This is a genomic window from Streptomyces sp. NPDC048419, from assembly GCF_043200415.1.
GTDB lineage: Bacteria > Actinomycetota > Actinomycetes > Streptomycetales > Streptomycetaceae > Streptomyces.
On record NZ_JBICXT010000002.1, the window covers coordinates 405,327 to 424,780 of the forward strand.

Sequence of the window (19,454 nt, forward strand, 5' to 3'; positions counted from 1 at the left end):
CAGATGACGGTGAAGCAGCTGTCGATGCCCGAACTGGTGGCAGCCTGCGTCGAGTTGGGTGTCCCGGGCGTCGGCGTGTGGCGCGAGCCGGTCCAGTCGTACGGCCTGGAGGCGACCGCGAAACTGGTCCGCGACGCGGGCCTGGCCGTCACGACCCTGTGCCGCGGCGGCTTCTTCACGGCGATCGACCCGGAGGAGCGTTCCAGGGCGCTGGAGGACAACCGGCGCGCCGTCGACGAGGCGGCGGCGCTCGGCACGGACACCCTCGTCCTGGTCTCGGGCGGTCTCCCGGCGGGCTCCAAGGACCTGCACGGCGCGCGGGAGCGCATCGCCGACGCGCTGGGGGAGCTGGGTCCGTACGCGCAGGAGCGCGGCGTCCGTCTCGCGATCGAGCCGCTCCACCCCATGTACGCCGCCGACCGCTGCGTGGTCTCGACGCTCACCCAGGCCCTCGACCTCGCCGAACGCTTCCCGGCCCAGCAGGTCGGCGTCACCGTCGACACGTACCACATCTGGTGGGACGACAACGCGCCCGCGCAGATCGCCCGCGCGGGCGCCGGCGACCGCATCCACATCTTCCAGCTCGCCGACTGGACCACCCCGCTGCCGGAGGGCGTCCTCAACGGCCGCGGCCAGATCGGCGACGGCTCGATCGACATGCGCGAGTGGAAGGGTTACGTGGAGGCCGCCGGCTACACCGGCCCCATCGAGGTCGAACTGTTCAACGACGCCCTGTGGGCACGGGACGGGCGGGAGGTTCTGGGGGAGACGGCCCGGCGGTTCGTGGAGCACACATGAGCGGACGGGGGACCGCGAAAAAATTCTGAAGAAGTCGTGCAACCCTTCCCCCACCTCGCGGGTCGTACTTGGCATCAGGACTTCTCGGAGGGGGATCTGGGGGGATCGCGGGGGGTTCTGGTGTTGGAGGGGAATAGCCGAGGGGGCCCGGTCGACGGATCGGGCCCCCTCGAATTTGTCCGCCGCCGTCCGGCGGCCGTCGTCCGGCGGCGTCAGAAGAAGACGCCGCACCGCAGGAGCACGTTGGCGTACGGCCGGGCCTCTCCCGTCCGGACGATCAGGTGCGCGCCGGCCGACAACTTCTTGAGCCGCTCGTGCGGCACCAGGTCGAGCTTGGGGAAGTGGTCGTCCAGCAGGGCCGCGGCCGGCGGGTTGGCGTCGTGGATCTCCGCCGCCGCCGTGGCGCCCTCCACCACCAGCTCGGCCAGCAGGCCGTCGAGGACCTCGGCGAAGGACGGCACCCCGGCGCGGAAGGCGAGGTCGACCACGCGTGGGCCCTTCGGTATCGGCATGCCCGCGTCGCAGACCAGGACGCCGTCGCCGTGGCCCAGCTCGGCCAGCGCGCCGGCGAGATGACGGTTCAGAATTCCCGCCCGCTTCACTGCACGTCACCCCGCTGAGGAGTTCCGGATGCGCTGCCCGACTCGCTTTTCCTGCCGGGGGTCCGGGGGTTGTCCCCCGGGATGGCACTGCACAGCGCGCCGACCTCCCCGGCCGTCGGGAAGGACACCTGCGCGCCCTCCTTGGTGACGGCGGCCGCGCCGACGCGCGCGGCGTACCCGGCCGCCTCCGCCAGGGTCGAACCCGCCCCGAGCCGGTACGCCAGCGCCGCCGTGAACGCGTCGCCCGCACCCGTCGTGTCCACCACGTCGACCTTCACCGAGGACACCCGCGCGACCCCGTCCGCGGAGGCCACCAGCGCGCCCTCCGCGCCCAGGGTGACCACCACCGAACGCGGGCCCTTGGCCAGCAGCAGCCGCGCCCAGTCCTCCGGGCGGTCCGAGACGCACGCGTCGCCCAGGACCACCTTCGCCTCGTGCTCGTTGACGATCAGCGGGTCGCAGGCCGCCAGCACCTCCGGCGGCAGGGGGCGCGGCGGGGACGGGTTCAGCACGAAGCGGCTGCCGGGCGAGAGGGCGCGGACCACCTCCACGACCGTCTCCAGCGGGATCTCCAGCTGCGCCGAGACCACGTGCGAGGCCTGGAACAGGCACGCGGCGGCCCGCACGTCGGCCGGCGTGAGCCTGCCGTTCGCGCCCGGCGACACCACGATGCTGTTGTCCCCGGACGGGTCGACGGTGATCAGCGCGACGCCCGTCGGCGCCCCGCCCACCAGCACACCCACCGTGTCGACACCGGCCTCGCGCTGCGAGTCGAGCAGCAGCCTGCCGTACGCGTCGTCGCCGACCCGGGCCAGCAGGACCGTACGGGCGCCGAGCCGGGCGGCCGCGACCGCCTGGTTCGCGCCCTTGCCGCCCGGGTGGACGGCCAGGTCGGAGCCGAGCACGGTCTCACCGGCGCCCGGCCGGCGCTCGACTCCGATCACCAGGTCGGCGTTGGCCGACCCCACGACCAGCAGGTCGTAGTCGTTCATCAGAAGGACTCCCCGTACATCAACAAGACTCCCTGAGAGATCACCCGGGGCGGGCGGCCCCCCTGACCGCCCGCCCGTTTCCCCGTCGTCAGCCGCTGAAGCCGGCCACGTTGGCCTTCGTCACCACCTTCACCGGCACCTTCACCGTCTCCTCGACCTTCTTGCCCTGCAGGGCCTTCAGCGCGTTGTCCACGGCGATCCTGCCCAGCTGCGAGGGCTGTTGTGCCACAGATGCGTACAGAATGCCCCCTTCGACCGCCTTGAGCCCGTCCGGGGTGCCGTCGAACCCGACCACCTGGACCGACTTGCCGGCCTTGGAACCGAGCGCCTTGATCGCGCCGAGGGCCATCTCGTCGTTGGCGGCGATGACGCCCTGGACGTCCGGGTGCGCCTGGAGCAGGTTCGACATCACGTCGAGGCCCTTGGTGCGGTCGAAGTCGGCCGGCTGCTGGGCGACGACCTTCAGGTCCGGGTAGGCCTTGAGGCCGGCCGCGAAGCCCGCCGCGCGTTCGCGGGCCGCGGACGTGCCCGCCTGGCCCTGCAGGATCACGATCTTGCCCTTGCCGCCCAGCTTCGAGGCGATCGTCTTCGCCGCCAGCTCGCCGCCCTTGACGTTGTCGGAGGCCACGAGGGCGTCCACGGCCGCCTTGTTGACGCCGCGGTCGACCGCGATGACCGGGATCTTCGCCTTGTCGGCGGCCTTCACGGAGTTGCTCGCCGCGTCCGAGTCCACCGGGTTGACGATGATCGCGCCGAGGCCCGAACTGGTGAAGTTCTGCAGCTGGTTGGCCTGCTGCGAGGCGTCGTTCTGGGCGTCGGTGACGGTCAGGTCCACGCCCAGCTTCCTCGCCTCGGCCTGGGCGCCCGCCCGGATCTGCACGAAGAAGGGGTTGTTGAGGGTGGACAGCGACAGGCCCATCTTCGGGTCGGTGGAGTTCGAGCCGCCGTGCAGGAAGGAGGTCGCGCCCACCAGCGCGACGGTCACGACCGCCGCGAGTGCGTACGTCCCCGCCTGCCTGCCCCTGTTGCCGCCCGCGCCCGCGGCCACCGGGGTCGCCCCGGCCTTGCGCCGCAGGGTGTCCAGGAGCACCGCCAGCGCGATGACGACACCGATGACGACCTGCTGCCAGAAGGCGGAGACGTTCAGCAGGTTGAGGCCGTTGCGCAGTACCGCAAGGATCAGCGCGCCGATCAAAGTGCCGGACGCCTTGCCGGTGCCGCCCGCGAGCGAGGCGCCGCCGATGACGACCGCGGCGATCGCGTCCAGCTCGTAGCCGTCGGCGGCCTGCGGCTGCGCCGAGGACAGGCGCGCGGCGAGCACGATCCCCGCGACCGCGGCGAACAGACCGGAGAAGGCGTAGATCGCGAGCTTCTGCTTCTTCACGCGGAGGCCGGAGAGGCGGGCCGCCTCCTCGTTGCCGCCGATGGCGTACATGGAGCGGCCGATGTAGGTCCGGCCGAGCACGAAGGCCGCGATCAGCCCCATCACGATCATGACCAGCACCGGCACGGGCAGCCAGCCGCCGAGGGTGTCGCCGAGGTGCGAGACCGAGTCCGGAAGGGGGATCGGTGAGCCCTCCGAGATCACCAGCGACAGACCGCGGGCCACCGACAGCATGGCGAGCGTCGCGATGAACGGCGGCAGCTTGCCGTACGCGATCAGGAAGCCGTTGACGAGACCGGCCGCGATGCCGGTGACGACGGAGAGCACGACGGCCAGGACGACCGGTATGCCGTGCGAAGTGGCGCTCCAGGCCAGGACGGTGGCCGACAGGGCCGCCACCGAGCCGACCGACAGGTCGATGCCGGCCGAGACGATCACGAAGGTGACGCCGAAGGCGAGCACGGCCGTCACGGCCGCCTGCACGCCCACGTTGAGCAGGTTGTCCGTCGTCAGGAAGTCCCCGGACAGCGCCGACAGGGCGATGAGGAGGACGATCAGCGCGGTGAGCGCGCCGTTGTCGAGCAGCAGGCGGCGCAGGCCGCTCGTGGCGCCACCGGCGCCCGCCCTGCTCTTGAGCGTGTCAGTGGCCACGGCTGGCCTCCGTTCCGGTCGTGGGGTTGCTTACGGCGAGTGCCATCACGGAGTCCTGCGTGGCCTCGCCGGCCGCGAGTTCGCCCGCGATGCGGCCCTGGGCCATCACCAGCACCCGGTCGCTCATGCCGAGCACCTCGGGCAGATCGCTCGAGATCATGAGGACGGCCGCACCCTGGGCGGTGAGTTCGTTGACGAGCTGGTAGATCTCGACCTTGGCGCCGACGTCGATGCCGCGCGTCGGCTCGTCGAGGATCAGCACCTTGGTGTCGGCGAGGAGCCACTTGCCGATGACGACCTTCTGCTGGTTGCCGCCGGACAACGTCCGTACGTGCTGGCCGAGTCCGGCCATCCGCACACCGAGCTGCCGCGCGATCCGTTCGGCCGCTCCGTGCTGCGCCCTGCGGTCGACGAGCCCCGCGCGCGTGGCGGCCCGCATCGTCACCAGGCCGAGGTTCTCCTCCACCGAGGCGTCCAGCACCAGCCCCTGGCCCTTGCGGTCCTCGGGCACCAGCCCGATGCCGGCCGCCATCGCGGCGTTGACGTCCCCGCGCCGCACCGCCGACCCGGAGACCTTCACGGCCCCCTTGTCGTACGGGTCCGCGCCGAACACGGCCCGGACGACCTCGGTACGGCCCGCCCCGACGAGTCCCGCGATCCCGACGACCTCTCCGGCGTGCACCTCGAAGCTGACGTCGTGGAAGACGCCGTCGCGGGTCAGGCCCTCGACGGTGAGCAACGCGGCGCCGGTGTCGGCCCGTTCACGCGGATACTGCTGCTCGATCGAACGGCCCACCATGAGGCGCACGAGCTCGTCCTCCGGGGTGGCGGCGGGCACCTGCCCGACGGACTTCCCGTCCCGGATGACCGTGACCCGGTCGCCCAGGGCGGCGATCTCGTCCAGGTGGTGGGTGATGAAGACGACGCCCACACCGTCCTCGCGCAGCGTGCGCACGATCGCGAAGAGCTTCTCGACCTCCTCGGAGGTGAGCACGGCGGTCGGCTCGTCCATGATGAGCACGCGCGCGTTCAGGCTGAGCGCCTTCGCGATCTCGACCATCTGCAGGCGCGCGATGCCGAGTTCACGCACACGCGCGCGTGGCGAGACCTGGACACCGACCCGCTTCAGCAGGACCTCGGCGTCCGCCTCCATCCTCTTGCGGTCGATCATCCCGAAGCGGCGCGGCTGGCGCCCCAGGAAGATGTTCTCGGCGACCGTGAGATCCGGTACGAGGTTGAACTCCTGGTAGATGGTGGCGATCCCGAGGCGCTCGGAGTCCTGCGCACCATGGATGCGCACCTCCTCGCCGCCGGCGAGGATCCGGCCGGCGTCGGGTGTGTACGCACCCGAGAGCATCTTGATGAGCGTGCTCTTGCCCGCGCCGTTCTCACCGAGGAGCACATGCACCTCGCCGCGGCGCAGATCGAAGTCGACGCCGTCGAGCGCGACCACTCCGGGGAAGCTCTTCCGTATGCCCTCGATGCGCAGCAACTCGTCCGCGTTGCTCACGACTGGCTCCTGTTCCTTGCGGGGTTCTCGGCGGGGTCCTCGCCGCAGGAGCGGCGTACGACGAGACGGGCGGGGAGGGTGACGGACCGCGGGGTCCGTCCCTCGATGCGGTCGACCAGGGCCCTTACGGCGGCCCGGCCCAGCTCGCCCGTGGGCTGGGCGACCGCGGTGATCGGCGGATCGGTGTGCACGAACCAGCGGATGTCGTCGAAGGCGGCCAGTGCCATGTCGTGCGGCACCCGCAGCCCACGCGCGCGGATCGCGTCCAGCGCGCCGAGCGCCATCAGGTTGTCGGCGGCGAAGACGACCTCGGGCGGCTCGGGCAGGTCGAGGAAGCCCTCGGTGACCCGCCGTCCGCTCGCGGCCTGGAAGTCGCCCTGCCCGATGTAGGCGTCGGGCAGTTCGAGGCCGTGGGCGCCGAGCGCCTCCCGGAAGGCGTCCACCCGCTCCCGGCCGGTCGTGGTGGCGGCGGGGCCCGCGATGATCGCGAGCCGCCGGTGCCCGAGCCGGTGCAGATGCGCGACGAGGTCGCGTACGGCGGCCCGTCCGTCCGACCGCACGACCGGTACGTCGACGCCCGGGATCCAACGGTCGACGAAGACCATCGGCGTCCCCGCGCGCGCGGCGTCCAGCATCAGCGGCGAGCCGCCGTCGGTGGGGGAGACGAGCAGGCCGTCGATCCGGCGGTCCAGCAGGTTCCGTACGTGGTGGTCCTGGAGGTCGGGCCGCTCGTCGGCGTTGCCGATGATGACGCTGTAGCCGAGTGCACGGGCCTCCTCCTCGACGGAGCGGGCCAGTTCGGTGAAGTAGGGGTTCAGCACGTCGCTGATGACCAGGCCGAGGGTGTGGGTCTGGTCGGTGCGCAGCGAACGGGCGACGGCGTTCGGGCGGTAGCCCAGCGCCTCGACGGCGGCCAGCACGCGCTCGCGTGCCGCCGCGCTCACCGACGGATGGTCGTTCAGAACGCGCGAGACCGTCGCGACGGACACACCCGCCTCGGCGGCGACATCCTTGATACCCGCCATCGCCGCCCCACCTCCTTGTGGAACTCATGGAATCGATTACACCGATGGTGCACGAGAGATTGGAATCGATTACACGACGGGGCACAACCCCCCGAGACCGGATCGTGATGAAGGCCGGGGCGACGGGCGAAGGGGTGGGGGTCACCGGGCCGGCGGGACGGGAGCGTCGGTCCGGGAGGCGTCACTCGCGGGTACGTGGGCCCCCGTACCGTGGACGGCTCCGTCCTGCGTGCGGATCCGGGCCATCTCCTCGTGGAGCCGGTGCAGGGCCTCGACGCGCTGCTCGCGCGGGAGCAGGGCCACCCCGTCCACGCGGTCGACCACACCCAGCGGGCTCGCCCGCATGCTGCGGTGCCGGTGCCGGCGCCGGCGGAGGGGCAACCGCCTTGCCGGCGACCGGGACCCGCTGTCGGACCCGGCCGGTACCGTCGGATCATGTCCAATCAGGCGGGGAACTCCGGGCAGCCGGGCGAGCGGCGGCTCGCCGTGCTCGAGGGTGTTCTCGAGCGCATCACCTACGCCAACGAGGAGAACGGGTACACGGTCGCCCGGGTCGACACCGGCCGCGGCGCCGCCGACCTGCTGACCGTCGTCGGCGCGCTGCTCGGGGCGCAGGTCGGCGAGTCCCTGCGCATGGAAGGGCGCTGGGGCTCCCACCCGCAGTACGGCAAGCAGTTCACCGTCGAGAACTACACGACCCTGCTCCCGGCCACCGTCCAGGGCATCCGGCGCTATCTCGGCTCCGGCCTGGTCAAGGGCATCGGCCCGGTCTTCGCCGACCGCATCACCCAGCACTTCGGCCTGGACACCCTGCAGATCATCGAGGAGGAGCCGAAGCGCCTCGTCGAGGTCCCCGGGCTCGGCCCCAAGCGCACCAAGAAGATCGCCGACGCCTGGGAGGAACAGAAGGCGATCAAGGAGGTCATGCTCTTCCTGCAGACCGTCGAGGTGTCCACCTCCATCGCCGTGCGCATCTACAAGAAGTACGGCGACGCCTCGATCTCCGTGGTGAAGAACCAGCCGTACCGCCTCGCGGCCGACGTCTGGGGCATCGGCTTCCTGACCGCCGACAAGATCGCCCAGTCCGTCGGCATCCCGCACGACAGCCCGGAGCGCGTGAAGGCGGGCCTGCAGTACGCGCTGTCGCAGGCCACCGACCAGGGCAACTGCTACCTCCCCGAGGAGAGGTTGATCGCCGACGCGGTGAAGCTGCTCCAGGTCGACACCGGCCTGGTCATCGAGTGCCTCGGCGAGCTCGCGAGTGAGCCCGAACCGGGCGAGGACCCCGGGGTCGTACGGGAGAAGGTGCCGGGCCCGGACGGCGGCGACCCGGTCACGGCCGTCTACCTCGTGCCCTTCCACCGCGCCGAACTCTCCCTCTCCGCCCAGCTGTTGCGCCTCCTGCGCACGGACGAGGACCGGATGCCCGGCTTCCATGACGTGACCTGGGACAAGGCGCTGGGCTGGCTGAAGGGCCGCACGGGCGCGGACCTCGCCCCTGAGCAGGAGGCCGCCGTCAAGCTCGCGTTGACCAAGAAGGTCGCCGTGCTGACCGGCGGCCCCGGCTGCGGCAAGTCCTTCACCGTCCGCTCGGTCGTGGAGCTGGCCCGCGCCAAGAAGGCGAGGGTCGTCCTCGCGGCCCCCACCGGCCGCGCCGCCAAGCGCCTGTCCGAACTCACCGGCGCCGAGGCCTCGACGGTCCACCGCCTGCTGGAGCTGAAGCCCGGCGGCGACGCGGCGTACGACAAGGACCGCCCGCTCCAGGCCGACCTGGTGGTCGTCGACGAGGCCTCCATGCTGGACCTGCTGCTCGCGAACAAGCTGGTCAAGGCGGTCCCGCCGGGCGCCCACCTGCTCTTCGTCGGGGACGTCGACCAACTGCCCAGCGTGGGCGCCGGCGAGGTCCTGCGCGACCTGCTGGCCGACGGCAGCCCGATCCCCTCCGTGCGCCTCACGCGCGTGTTCCGCCAGGCCCAGCAGTCCGGCGTGGTGACGAACGCGCACCGGATCAACTCCGGTCACCACCCCGTCACCGACGGCATGAAGGACTTCTTCCTTTTCGTCGAGGACGACACCGAGGAGGCCGGTCGGCTCACCGTCGACGTGGCCTCCCGCCGTATCCCGGCGAGATTCGGCCTCGACCCGCGCCGTGACGTCCAGGTCCTCGCCCCCATGCACCGCGGCCCCGCCGGCGCCGGCACGCTCAACGGCCTGCTCCAGCAGGCGATCACCCCTGGCCGCCCCGACCTTGCGGAGAAGCGGTTCGGCGGCCGGGTCTTCCGCGTCGGCGACAAGGTCACCCAGATTCGCAACAATTACGAGAAGGGCAAGAACGGTGTCTTCAACGGCACCGTCGGCGTTGTCACCTCGCTCGACCCGGTCGACCAGCGCCTGACGGTGCTGACGGACGAGGACGAGGAGGTTCCGTACGAATTCGACGAACTGGACGAGCTGGCTCACGCGTACGCGGTGACCATTCACCGCTCGCAGGGGAGTGAATATCCGGCAGTGGTGATCCCGGTCACCACGGGTGCCTGGATGATGCTTCAGCGCAATCTGCTCTACACGGCGGTCACCCGGGCCAAGAAGCTTGTCGTCCTCGTCGGTTCACGCAAGGCGATCGGCCAGGCGGTGCGTACGGTGTCCGCGGGACGGCGCTGTACGGCGCTCGACTTCCGGCTTTCCCCCGGACCCCTGTGAGAGCGCTTGCGACCCCCGTGGTGCCTCCGCGAGGCAGGCATCACAAAAAATGATCGATCAAATGAGTCGCGAAGGTCACAGAGCACTTCCGGATGGGGAAACAAGGGGGCAGGATGTGCAAGTTGGCGGCACTCAGTGCCGCCGATAGGCCCGATGGTCGACCCCGAGTGCACTCTCCTGAGCCAATTGGGGGATGGTAGAGACAGTCAGGGCAACCTCGAAGATGAGGCACTACGTCGGTGAGGGAAGACGTGAGCGACAACTCTGTAGTACTGCGGTACGGCGACGGCGAGTACACCTACCCGGTGATCGACAGCACCGTCGGCGACATGGGCTTCGACATCGGGAAGCTCCGCGCCCAGACCGGTCTGGTGACGCTGGACAGCGGTTACGGCAACACCGCCGCCTATAAATCCGCCGTCACCTACCTCGACGGCGAGGCGGGCATTCTCCGGTACCGCGGCTACCCGATCGAGCAGCTGGCGGAGCGCTCCACCTTCCTGGAGGTCGCCTACCTGCTGATCAACGGTGAGCTTCCGACCGTGGACGAGCTCACCTCGTTCCAGAACGAGATCACGCAGCACACCCTGCTGCACGAGGACGTCAAGAACTTCTACAAGGGCTTCCCGCGCGACGCCCACCCGATGGCCATGCTGTCCTCGGTGGTCTCGGCGCTGTCCACGTTCTACCAGGACAGCCACAACCCCTTCGACGAGCGGCAGCGCAACCTCTCCACGATCCGCCTGCTCGCCAAGCTTCCGACGATCGCGGCGTACGCGTACAAGAAGTCGATCGGCCACCCGTTCGTCTACCCGCGCAACGACCTCGGCTACGTCGAGAACTTCCTGCGCATGACCTTCTCGGTGCCGGCCCAGGAGTACGACCTGGACCCGGTCGTGGTCTCCGCCCTCGACAAGCTCCTCATCCTGCACGCCGACCACGAGCAGAACTGCTCCACGTCGACGGTCCGCCTGGTGGGCTCGTCGCAGGCCAACATGTTCGCCTCGATCTCCGCCGGCATCAACGCCCTGTGGGGCCCGCTGCACGGCGGTGCCAACCAGTCCGTGCTGGAGATGCTCGAGGGCATCCAGACCAGCGGCGGCGACGTCGACTCCTTCATCCGCAAGGTGAAGAACAAGGAGGACGGCGTCCGGCTGATGGGCTTCGGCCACCGGGTCTACAAGAACTTCGACCCGCGCGCGAAGATCATCAAGGCCGCGGCGCACGACGTCCTGTCCGCGCTCGGCAAGTCCGACGAGCTGCTGGACATCGCGCTGAAGCTGGAGGAGCACGCGCTCTCCGACGACTACTTCGTCTCGCGCAGCCTCTACCCGAACGTCGACTTCTACACCGGCCTGATCTACCGCGCCATGGGCTTCCCGACCGAGATGTTCACGGTCCTGTTCGCCCTCGGCCGCCTGCCCGGCTGGATCGCCCAGTGGCACGAGATGATCAAGGAGCCCGGCTCCCGCATCGGCCGCCCCCGCCAGATCTACACGGGCGTCGTCGAGCGCGACTTCGTCCCGGTCGAGGAGCGCTGACACCTGCCGTCGTGGGGCGCCGGTCCGCCGGTGCCCCGTCGCCGCCGAGGTGTTCCCTCCGCAGTGCCGCCCGCCGGCGGCGAACAGGCAAACAGAAGGCGCCCTGGCGCCGGTCCCCCCACGGGCCGACGGTCCAGGGCGCCTTCCCATGTCCCGGTGCGGATTCCCCCCACGGGATCCGGCCGGGCGTATGTGAGGACAGCGCCTGAATCGCTGTTGTGTGCGGTCTGCCGGGACAAGCACGCTCGGGAGGGCCGCTCAAAGCTCCCCGGTGTACGTGCCCCGGCAACGCGCCTCTGAGGAAGTCCCCCAAGACATCCCCAGATGCCAGGAAACGCCCCCCAAGACGCTGCCTGACATCGTCAACTTAGACCTTCGTACCCCTTCAATGGTTACGTTCACATCACTGTGATCTGCGTCTCTTGCATATGTCCGTTAGATGCGCAAGAGCCCCGATACGCCGATCGGGACCCAAGCGTAAGGATGATGCGCGAGCCTTGTGAAGAGCTTATGTGAGCCTGGCCCCGGACTCCAGAGGTGCTCTTGCTCCGAGTTCGCCTAACCGCCGGTAACTTTGCCGCAGTTCAGTAGAACGTCCGCAGGCGGAGGCTGTTCGTCACCACGAACACCGACGAGAAGGCCATCGCGGCCCCCGCGATCATCGGGTTCAGCAGCCCGGCGGCGGCCAGCGGCAGCGCCGCCACGTTGTACCCGAAGGCCCATACGAGATTGCCCCTGATCGTGGACAGCGTCCTGCGGGAGAGCCGGATCGCGTCCGCGGCCACCCGCAGATCCCCGCGTACCAGCGTCAGATCGCCGGCCTCGATCGCCGCGTCCGTCCCCGTCCCCATCGCCAGCCCCAGATCGGCGGTGGCCAGCGCGGCCGCGTCGTTGACGCCGTCGCCGACCATCGCGACCCGACGGCCCTCGGCCCGCAGCCGCCGTACGGCCTCGACCTTCTCCTCGGGCAGCACCTCGGCGATCACCTGCTCGATGCCGACCGAGTGGGCCACCGCCTCGGCCACCGCCCGGTTGTCCCCGGTCAGCAGCACCGGCGTGAGCCCCAGCGCGCGCAGCGCGCGCACCGCCTCGGCGCTGGTCTCCTTGACCGCGTCGGCGACGGCGACGACACCGCGTGCCACGCCGTCCCAGCCGACCACCACGGCCGTACGTCCGCCCCGCTCGGCCTCGGCCTTCACGTGGGCCAGTTCCGCGGACAGCTCCCCGGCGTACTCGGCGAGCCGCCCCACGGACACCTCGCGGCCCTCCACACGCCCGCGTACGCCCCGACCGGGCACGTTCTCGAACTCCTCGACCTCCGGGAGCCGTCCGGCACGCTCGGCGGCGCCCACGGCGATCGCGCGGGCCACGGGATGCTCGGAGGCGTGCTCGACGGCGCCCGCGAACCGCAGCACCTCCCTCTCATCGGTGCCTTCGGCGGCGTACACCTCGTGGAGGGTCATCCGGCCGGTGGTGACCGTGCCGGTCTTGTCGAGCACGACCGTGTCGACGCGGCGCGTGGACTCCAGGACCTCGGGACCCTTGATGAGGATGCCGAGTTGGGCGCCGCGCCCCGTGCCCACCATCAGCGCGGTGGGCGTCGCAAGGCCCAGCGCGCACGGGCAGGCGATGATCAGGACCGCGACGGCGGCGGTGAACGCGGCCACCGCGTCGCCGGTGGCGCCGAGCCAGCCGCCGAACGTCGCGACCGCGACGAGCATGACGACCGGGACGAAGACCGCCGAGATCCGGTCGGCGAGCCGCTGCACCTCGGCCTTGCCGTTCTGCGCGTCCTCCACCAGCTTCGCCATCCGCGCGAGCTGTGTGTCGGTACCCACGCGCGTGGCCTCGACGACGAGCCGGCCCCCGGCGTTCACCGTGGCCCCGGTGACGGTGTCGCCCGTGGTCACGTCCACCGGCACCGACTCACCGGTCAGCATCGAGGCGTCCACGGCGGACGTGCCCTCCACGACGGTGCCGTCGGTCGCGATCTTCTCCCCGGGCCGTACGACGAAACGGTCCCCGACGACCAGCCCGGACACGGGGACACGGATCTCACGGCCGTCGCGCAGTACGGCCACGTCCTTGGCGCCCAGCTCCATCAGCGCCCGCAGCGCCGCTCCGGCCCGCCGCTTGGAGCGCGCCTCCAGATAGCGGCCGAGCAGGATGAAGGCGACGACTCCGGCGGCGACCTCGAGGTAGATCGTGGAGGCCCCGTCCGTTCGGGAGACGGTGAAGCTGAACTCGTCGCGCATACCGGGCATGCCCGCGTCGCCGAGGAACAGCGCCCACAGCGACCAGCCGAACGCCGCCAGCGTGCCGACGGAGACCAGCGTGTCCATGGTGGCCGCGCCGTGCCGGGCGTTCGTCCAGGCCGCCCGGTGGAAGGGCAGCCCGCCCCAGACGACGACCGGCGCGGCGAGGGTGAGCGCAAGCCACTGCCAGTCGTCGAACTGGAAGGCGGGGACCATCGACAGCAGCACCACGGGCAGCGCGAGCAGGGCGGAGACCGTGAACCGCCTGCGGGAGGAGGCCAGTTCGGGGTCTTCCGGGGTCTCCTGCTCGGCGGCGGGCTCCGGCCGCGGCGGGGGCGGCTCCTCGGCCGTGTACCCCGTCTTGACCACGGTGGCGATCAGGTCTTGGACCTCGGTGCCCGCGGGGAAGGTGATCCGCGCCTTCTCCGTCGCGTAGTTCACCGTGGCGGTGACGCCGTCCATGCGGTTGAGCTTCTTCTCGACGCGGGCCGCGCAGGAGGCGCAGGTCATCCCGCCGATGAGCAGCTCGACCTCGGAGGCGTCCGCGGTCGTGCGTATCGGTGCCGGTGTCTCTGCGGTGGTGCTGGTCATCTGGGGTACCCGGCTTGCGGTCAGACCTGGCCGGTGAGTTCGAAGCCGGCCTCGTCGACCGCCGCGCGTACGGCGGCCTCGTCGAGCGGGGCCGCGGAGACGACGGTGACCTCGCCGGACGCGGCGACGGCCGTCACGGAGGTGACACCGGGGAGTTCGGAGATCTCGCCGGAGACGGCGCCCTCGCAGTGGCCGCAGCTCATCCCGCTCACCTTGTAGACGGCGGTGACGGTACCCGGGGTGTCGGTCTGGGCGGTCATGTCGTTCTCCTCGTCGAGGCTTGTGCGGCTTTGCGGGACGTACGGGGGCTCACGGGGGGCCCACTACTGCGAGAGTATACCCCTAGGGGGTACTTTTCCATCGTGACGCCCGTGCGTCGGGGCGGGCGGGTGAGGGGTCAGACGGTCCGGGCGGTCGCGGTCTCCGTGGTGCCGAGCCGGTCGCCGACCAGGGGGCCGAGGTAGCCGATCAGGACCTTCTTGATCTCCTCGATGTATGCGTCGCGCTCGGCGCCCTCATGGGCGAGGACCAGCTCCAGGCCCGCCTTGTACATCCCGAGGCAGACGTGCGCGGTCCGCGTGACGTCGGCCGGCCGGGCGTCCGGCAGCAGCGAGAGGAGCAGGTCCTCGACCCGGGAGATCAGCGTCGCGTGCAGGGCGTCGTGCTCCTCGGCGATCCGGCCCGGGATGTCGGGGCCGTGCATCAGCGCGAAGAACACCGGGTGGTCGCAGTTGAAGGCGATGAACCGGTCGACGGCGGCGCCGACCGCCTGCTCCAGCGGGGTCGCGGGGTCGACCGGTGCGAGCGCTTCCCCGTACGCCTCGCGCATCTCGTGCATCAGCCGGTCGCCCAGCTCGATCGCGATCGCTTCCTTGTTCGGGAAGAACTGGTAGAGCGTGCCGGGTGAGACGCCCGCCTCGCGGGCGATCGCGTTGGTGCTGGCGGCCGTGTAGCCCGTGGTGCAGAAGACCGAGGCCGCGGCCTCGAGGAGCTGGACGATGCGGCGCTCGCCCCGGGCCTGGCGGCGGCGCGGCTGCTGCGGGCCGTCCTTCTGCGCGTTGTCCTTCGGTGAGTTGTCGGGCACGCGTTATCCCCAGATCTCCGTACGCCGTTGACAAACGCGAGCGGTCGCTCGCATTCTGGAGAAACGCGAGTGATCTCTCGTGTTTTCAGTCTAAGGTTTTTCCTCGGTGAAGGGGACACCGCACGATGACCGAAGTCAACAAGCCACCACACCTGGGCGGCTGGACCCGCTTCGTCACCGCCCGCCCGCGGTTGTCGCTGCTCGTCGCCCTGGTGATCACCGCTCTGGCCGTGCTGGCCGGCAGCGGGGTCGCCGACCGCCTGGGCAGCGGCGGCTGGGAGGACCCGGACGCCCAGTCGACGTATGCGACCAAGGCGCTGGAGCGGGAGTTCCCCGCCTCGCAGCCCAACCTCATGCTGCTCCTCGACTCCGGCCGCTCGTCGGTGGACGACCCGGCGGTGGCCGCCGAGGCCCGGCGCCTCACCGAGCGCCTGGCGGGTGAGAAGGGCGTCATAGGCATCGGCTCCTACTGGCAGGCGGACGCCTCGACGGCACCGTCCCTGCGCTCCAAGGACGGCCACGAAGCGCTGATCGCCGCGCACATCACGGGCGACGAGAACGCGATGGGCAAGACCCTGGACCGCATCGCGCCCTCCTTCCGCGGCGCCCACGGCCCGGTCGAGGTCAAGGTCGGCGGCATCGTGGCGGTGCGGCACGAGATGCAGACGACCATCAAGGAGGACCTGACCCGCGCCGAGCTGATCGCCCTGCCGGTGACGCTCGTGCTGCTGGTCATGGTCTTCGGCAGCGCCGTCGCCGCCCTGCTGCCGCTGGGCATCGGCATCGTCGCGATCCTGGGGACGAACGCGGTGCTGCGCGGGCTGACGGAGTTCACCGACGTCTCCGTCTTCGCGCTGAACCTCACGACGGCCCTCGGCCTCGGACTCGCCATCGACTACGCCCTGTTCATCGTCCGGCGCTTCCGTGAGGAGCTGTCCACCGGCGCCGAACCGCTGCCGGCCGTGGCGACCACCCTGCGCACCGCCGGGCGCACGGTCCTCTTCTCGGCGCTCACGGTGGCCGTCTCCCTTGCCGCGATGCTGCTCTTCCCGCAGTACTTCCTGCGGTCCTTCGCCTACGCCGGCATCGCCGTGGTGCTGCTGGCCGCCGCGGCCGCGCTGATCCTGCTCCCGGCGGCCCTGGTCCTGCTGGGACACCGGGTCAACGCCTTGGACCTGCGGCGTGTGCTGCGGCGTGGGCGCCCGGCGCGGACCTCCGGCGAGGAGGGCACGGCCTGGGCGCGGGCGGCGACGCTGGTCATGCGCCGGGCCCCGCTCTTCGCCGTGGCGACCACCGCCGTCCTCATCGTCCTCGGACTGCCGTTCCTGGGCGTGAAGTTCGGCACCGCGGACGACCGCCAGCTGCCCTCGGGCGCCGAGTCCCACGTCGTGCAGCAGCACATCCGCGACGGCTTCCCGGGCAGCCCCGGCGGCGCACTGGAGGTGCTCGCGCAGGGGACGGCGACACCGGCCCAGTACGCGGCCTACAAGGAGCGCCTGGCGGGCCTGCCCGGTGCGCTGCGGGTCGACGGCCCGCTGGTGAAGGGGCGCTCGGCGTACTTCACCGTGCAGCCGAAGGGCGAGGCCGTCGACGACACGGCCCAGCGCCTGGTGGGCGAACTGCGCACCGCCGACGCCCCCTTCGACACCAAGGTGACCGGCACGGCGGCCGTCCTGGTCGACTCCAAGCACGCGATAGCCGAGCGCCTGCCCTGGGCGGCCGTCTTCATCGCCGTGGTCACCCTGCTCCTGGTCTTCCTGCTGACGGGCAGCGTGCTGATCCCGGTCCAGGCGGTGCTGCTCAACGCCCTCAGCCTGAGCGCCATGTTCGGCGCGGTGGTCTGGGTCTTCCAGGACGGCCATCTCTCCGGCCTGCTCGGCTTCACCAGCCCCGGCTCCATCGAGACCACACTGCCGGTCCTGATGTTCTGCGTGGCCTTCGGCCTCTCCATGGACTACGGCGTCTTCCTGCTCTCCCGCATCAAGGAGGAGTACGACAGGACGGGCGACCACAACACCTCGGTCCGGCACGGTCTCCAGCGCACGGGCGGGCTGATCACGGCTGCGGCGGTGATCCTGGCCGTGGTGATGGTCGCGATAGGCACCTCGCGCGTGACCAACACCAAGATGCTCGGGCTGGGCATCGCCCTGGCGGTCCTGATGGACGCGATGATCGTACGGAGCCTGCTGGTCCCGGCCGTGATGAAGCTGACGGGCAGGGCCACCTGGTGGGCGCCCGGACCGTTGCGGAGACTGCACGAACGGTTCGGTCTCAGCGAATCAGGCGATGAACGCAACTCCCCCAGGGGCGCGGGGGACAACGCGACCAGCCACGATGGACCCGCAGACGAAGGCGGCGACGGGAGTGCAGATGCGGGCAGTGGTGTTCGAGCAGTACGGGAGCCGGCTCGACGTACGTGAGGTGCCCGACCCTCGGCCGGCCCACCACGGAGTGGTCGTACGCGTAGAAGCCACCGGCCTGTGCCGCAGCGACTGGCACGGCTGGCAGGGCCACGACCCCGACATCACGCTCCCTCACGTACCCGGGCATGAACTGGCCGGTGTGGTGGAGGCGGTCGGCGCCGGCGTGCGTAACTGGCGACCCGGTGAGCGCGTCACCGTCCCCTTCGTCTGCGCCTGTGGATCCTGCGGGGCATGCGCCGCAGGGGACCAGCAGGTGTGCGAGCGGCAGACGCAGCCCGGGTTCACCCACTGGGGCTCGTTCGCGCAGTACGTGGCGCTGGACCACGCCGACGTCAACCTGGTGGCGATCCCGGAGGGCCTGTCGTTCGCCACGGCGGCGGCGCTGGGCTGCCGGTTCGCCACCGCGTTCCGGGCGGTGGTGCAGCAGGGCCGGGTGGCGGCGGGGGAGTGGGTCGCGGTGCACGGCTGCGGGGGAGTGGGCCTGTCCGCCGTGATGATCGCGGCGGCCTCGGGGGCGCGGGTGGTCGCGGCGGACGTGTCGCCGCAGGCCCTGGACCTGGCGCGGAAGTTCGGCGCGGCGGAGTGCGTGGACGGGGCGGCGACGCCGGACACGGCCGCCGCGATCCGCGAACTGACGGGCGGCGGCGCCCTGTTGTCCCTCGACGCCCTGGGCTCGCCCGTCACCTGTGCCGCGTCCGTGAACGGCCTGCGCCGCCGGGGCCACCACGTCCAGGTGGGTCTGCTCCCGTCGCCGTCCGGTACGACCCCCGTCCCGATGGCCCGCGCGATCGCCCTGGAGCTCGAACTCCTCGGCAGCCACGGGATGGCCGCGCACACCTACCCGCCGATGCTGGAGCTGGTGCGGGCGGGTGTGCTCCGCCCCGATCTGCTGGTGACCTCGGCCATCACCCTGGACGCGACGCCCGCGGCGCTGGCGGCGATGGGGACGGCGCCGGGAGCGGGGGTGACGGTCATCGAGCCGTGGAGTTGAGGGCGGCCCAGTCCCGGTCGAGGATGCCCATGATCACCTCGTCGACCCACTCGCCGTCCCGCAACTCGGCTTCACGACGGACCCCTTCGACGGTGAATCCGGCCTTCTCGTACACGCGCAGGGCCCGGTGGTTGTGGCCGTAGGCCTCCAGCTGGATGCGGTGCAGGCCGAGTTGCTCGAAGGCGTGGCCGACGATGAGCCGGGTGGCCTCGGTACCGAGGCCGCGGTCGCGGCCACGCGGGCCGATCAGGGTGCGGAAGGTGCAGCTGAGGGCCTCCGGATCCCATTCGTACAGGACGACCTCGCCGACGAGTTCGCCGGTGGCACGGTCGGTGACGGCGAGGTCGAGGCGGTCGGGCTGTGCGGTCCGGGAGCCGTACCAGGACCGGACGTGCTCCACGGTGAGCTCGCGCGAGGGTTCGCCGGTGAAGCGGACGACGTCGGGGTCCTCGATGATCTTCCACATGGTGTCGGCGTCGGCTTCCGTGAACGGCCGCAGTACGGTCTTGGCGCCGGTGAGAACGGGCTTGACGGAGAAACTCATGGAACAACCGTGCCCCACGCGCAGGGTGGGGCACAGGTGCTTTTCCGGAAGGCCGGAGGGGCAGGCGGGCAGAGAGCCAGGTTTCAGGACGTCTCGTCCTCTCTGCGGCCCCGGTTGCCGGGCCTTGAGGCGACCCAGGCGCGGACCGTGTCGGCGAACCAGAACGGCTTTCCGCTCTCGACGTGGTCGGGCGGGGGCAGCAGCCCGTGCTTGCGGTAGGACCGCACGGTGTCCGGCTGCACCTTGATGTGCGCGGCGATCTCCTTGTACGACCAGAGCCTTCGGTCGGTCATGGGTAGCACCTCCCTGCGCGCGCCGCGGGGTCGGCCGGGGGCGGCCGTCGGGGGAGCCGGGCGCTGCGCT

16 protein-coding genes are annotated in these 19,454 nt (G+C 71.0%); 5 read left to right on the plus strand and 11 right to left on the minus strand.

The features are described 5' to 3' along the window. Positions 1–3 precede the first annotated feature (3 nt). The gene (locus tag ACGFYN_RS05810; protein WP_393864862.1) at positions 4–798 is read left to right on the plus strand and encodes a sugar phosphate isomerase/epimerase family protein; all 795 of its coding nucleotides are present in this window, start codon (positions 4–6) and stop codon (positions 796–798) included. 212 nt (positions 799–1,010) lie between these two features. Here the strand turns inward: ACGFYN_RS05810 and rbsD are convergent, their stop codons facing one another. The 6 genes from rbsD to ACGFYN_RS05840 form a co-directional block, all read right to left on the minus strand. Then, the gene (gene rbsD / locus ACGFYN_RS05815) at positions 1,011–1,400 is read right to left on the minus strand and encodes a D-ribose pyranase (protein ID WP_393864494.1); all 390 of its coding nucleotides are present in this window, start codon (positions 1,398–1,400) and stop codon (positions 1,011–1,013) included. Further along, a complete protein-coding gene (locus ACGFYN_RS05820; protein ID WP_393864495.1) occupies positions 1,397–2,392 on the minus strand; it encodes a ribokinase in 996 nt (331 codons plus the stop codon). Before ACGFYN_RS05820 ends, rbsD begins: the two co-directional genes overlap by 4 nt. 88 nt (positions 2,393–2,480) lie before the next feature. Then, positions 2,481–4,427 carry a substrate-binding domain-containing protein gene (locus tag ACGFYN_RS05825; RefSeq protein WP_393864496.1) on the minus strand — a complete coding sequence of 649 codons (1,947 nt, stop codon included), beginning with the start codon at positions 4,425–4,427 and terminating at the stop codon, positions 2,481–2,483. Beyond that, positions 4,417–5,937 carry a sugar ABC transporter ATP-binding protein gene (locus tag ACGFYN_RS05830; protein ID WP_393864497.1) on the minus strand — a complete coding sequence of 507 codons (1,521 nt, stop codon included), beginning with the start codon at positions 5,935–5,937 and terminating at the stop codon, positions 4,417–4,419. The genes ACGFYN_RS05825 and ACGFYN_RS05830 overlap by 11 nt, the downstream gene beginning before the upstream one ends. After that, positions 5,934–6,962: a LacI family DNA-binding transcriptional regulator gene (locus ACGFYN_RS05835; RefSeq protein WP_393864498.1), complete on the minus strand. Its 1,029-nt coding sequence runs from the start codon at positions 6,960–6,962 to the stop codon at positions 5,934–5,936. Before ACGFYN_RS05835 ends, ACGFYN_RS05830 begins: the two co-directional genes overlap by 4 nt. 141 nt (positions 6,963–7,103) lie before the next feature. Continuing rightward, positions 7,104–7,307 carry a hypothetical protein gene (locus ACGFYN_RS05840; RefSeq protein WP_393864499.1) on the minus strand — a complete coding sequence of 68 codons (204 nt, stop codon included), beginning with the start codon at positions 7,305–7,307 and terminating at the stop codon, positions 7,104–7,106. 90 nt (positions 7,308–7,397) lie between these two features. Between ACGFYN_RS05840 and ACGFYN_RS05845 the strand changes: the two genes are divergently transcribed. Both ACGFYN_RS05845 and ACGFYN_RS05850 read left to right on the plus strand, forming a co-directional pair. Continuing rightward, entirely contained in the window at positions 7,398–9,662 is a 2,265-nt protein-coding gene (locus tag ACGFYN_RS05845; protein ID WP_393864500.1) for an ATP-dependent RecD-like DNA helicase, read from the plus strand. Between the two features lie 251 nt (positions 9,663–9,913). Further along, positions 9,914–11,203: a citrate synthase gene (locus ACGFYN_RS05850; RefSeq protein ID WP_393864501.1), complete on the plus strand. Its 1,290-nt coding sequence runs from the start codon at positions 9,914–9,916 to the stop codon at positions 11,201–11,203. Between the two features lie 584 nt (positions 11,204–11,787). Here the strand turns inward: ACGFYN_RS05850 and ACGFYN_RS05855 are convergent. The 3 genes from ACGFYN_RS05855 to ACGFYN_RS05865 form a co-directional block, all read right to left on the minus strand. After that, entirely contained in the window at positions 11,788–14,049 is a 2,262-nt protein-coding gene (locus ACGFYN_RS05855) for a heavy metal translocating P-type ATPase (RefSeq protein WP_393864502.1), read from the minus strand. Positions 14,050–14,069: 20 nt separating this feature from the next. Continuing rightward, positions 14,070–14,309: a heavy-metal-associated domain-containing protein gene (locus tag ACGFYN_RS05860; protein ID WP_393864503.1), complete on the minus strand. Its 240-nt coding sequence runs from the start codon at positions 14,307–14,309 to the stop codon at positions 14,070–14,072. A 137-nt stretch (positions 14,310–14,446) separates the two neighbouring features. Then, on the minus strand, positions 14,447–15,133 hold the full coding sequence (locus tag ACGFYN_RS05865) for a TetR/AcrR family transcriptional regulator (RefSeq protein ID WP_393864504.1): 687 nt from the start codon (positions 15,131–15,133) through the stop codon (positions 14,447–14,449). A gap of 125 nt (positions 15,134–15,258) precedes the next feature. Between ACGFYN_RS05865 and ACGFYN_RS05870 the strand changes: the two genes are divergently transcribed. Next, a complete protein-coding gene (locus tag ACGFYN_RS05870) occupies positions 15,259–17,553 on the plus strand; it encodes an MMPL family transporter (protein ID WP_393864505.1) in 2,295 nt (764 codons plus the stop codon). Next, a complete protein-coding gene (locus ACGFYN_RS05875; RefSeq protein WP_393864506.1) occupies positions 17,504–18,547 on the plus strand; it encodes a zinc-dependent alcohol dehydrogenase family protein in 1,044 nt (347 codons plus the stop codon). The genes ACGFYN_RS05870 and ACGFYN_RS05875 overlap by 50 nt, the downstream gene beginning before the upstream one ends. On the opposite strand, the gene ACGFYN_RS05880 is transcribed toward ACGFYN_RS05875, so the two are convergent. Together ACGFYN_RS05880 and ACGFYN_RS05885 are read right to left on the minus strand one after the other, a co-directional pair. After that, a complete protein-coding gene (locus ACGFYN_RS05880; protein ID WP_393864507.1) occupies positions 18,528–19,091 on the minus strand; it encodes a GNAT family N-acetyltransferase in 564 nt (187 codons plus the stop codon). The genes ACGFYN_RS05875 and ACGFYN_RS05880 overlap by 20 nt on opposite strands. An 83-nt stretch (positions 19,092–19,174) precedes the next feature. Further along, positions 19,175–19,384: a helix-turn-helix transcriptional regulator gene (locus ACGFYN_RS05885; protein ID WP_393864508.1), complete on the minus strand. Its 210-nt coding sequence runs from the start codon at positions 19,382–19,384 to the stop codon at positions 19,175–19,177. Positions 19,385–19,454: the final 70 nt, after the last annotated feature.

What these genes read in the sequence shown, in the direction of transcription:
- ACGFYN_RS05880 (WP_393864507.1), bottom strand. Translation starts at nt 19,091, where the DNA reads ATGAGTTTCTCCGTCAAGCCCGTTCTCACCGGCGCCAAGACCGTACTG.
- ACGFYN_RS05845 (WP_393864500.1), top strand. Translation starts at nt 7,398, where the DNA reads ATGTCCAATCAGGCGGGGAACTCCGGGCAGCCGGGCGAGCGGCGGCTC.
- ACGFYN_RS05840 (WP_393864499.1), bottom strand. Translation starts at nt 7,307, where the DNA reads ATGCGGGCGAGCCCGCTGGGTGTGGTCGACCGCGTGGACGGGGTGGCC.
- ACGFYN_RS05860 (WP_393864503.1), bottom strand. Translation starts at nt 14,309, where the DNA reads ATGACCGCCCAGACCGACACCCCGGGTACCGTCACCGCCGTCTACAAG.
- ACGFYN_RS05875 (WP_393864506.1), top strand. Translation starts at nt 17,504, where the DNA reads ATGCGGGCAGTGGTGTTCGAGCAGTACGGGAGCCGGCTCGACGTACGT.
- ACGFYN_RS05835 (WP_393864498.1), bottom strand. Translation starts at nt 6,962, where the DNA reads ATGGCGGGTATCAAGGATGTCGCCGCCGAGGCGGGTGTGTCCGTCGCG.
- ACGFYN_RS05810 (WP_393864862.1), top strand. Translation starts at nt 4, where the DNA reads ATGACGGTGAAGCAGCTGTCGATGCCCGAACTGGTGGCAGCCTGCGTC.
- ACGFYN_RS05820 (WP_393864495.1), bottom strand. Translation starts at nt 2,392, where the DNA reads ATGAACGACTACGACCTGCTGGTCGTGGGGTCGGCCAACGCCGACCTG.
- ACGFYN_RS05855 (WP_393864502.1), bottom strand. Translation starts at nt 14,049, where the DNA reads ATGACCAGCACCACCGCAGAGACACCGGCACCGATACGCACGACCGCG.
- ACGFYN_RS05885 (WP_393864508.1), bottom strand. Translation starts at nt 19,384, where the DNA reads ATGACCGACCGAAGGCTCTGGTCGTACAAGGAGATCGCCGCGCACATC.
- ACGFYN_RS05870 (WP_393864505.1), top strand. Translation starts at nt 15,259, where the DNA reads ATGACCGAAGTCAACAAGCCACCACACCTGGGCGGCTGGACCCGCTTC.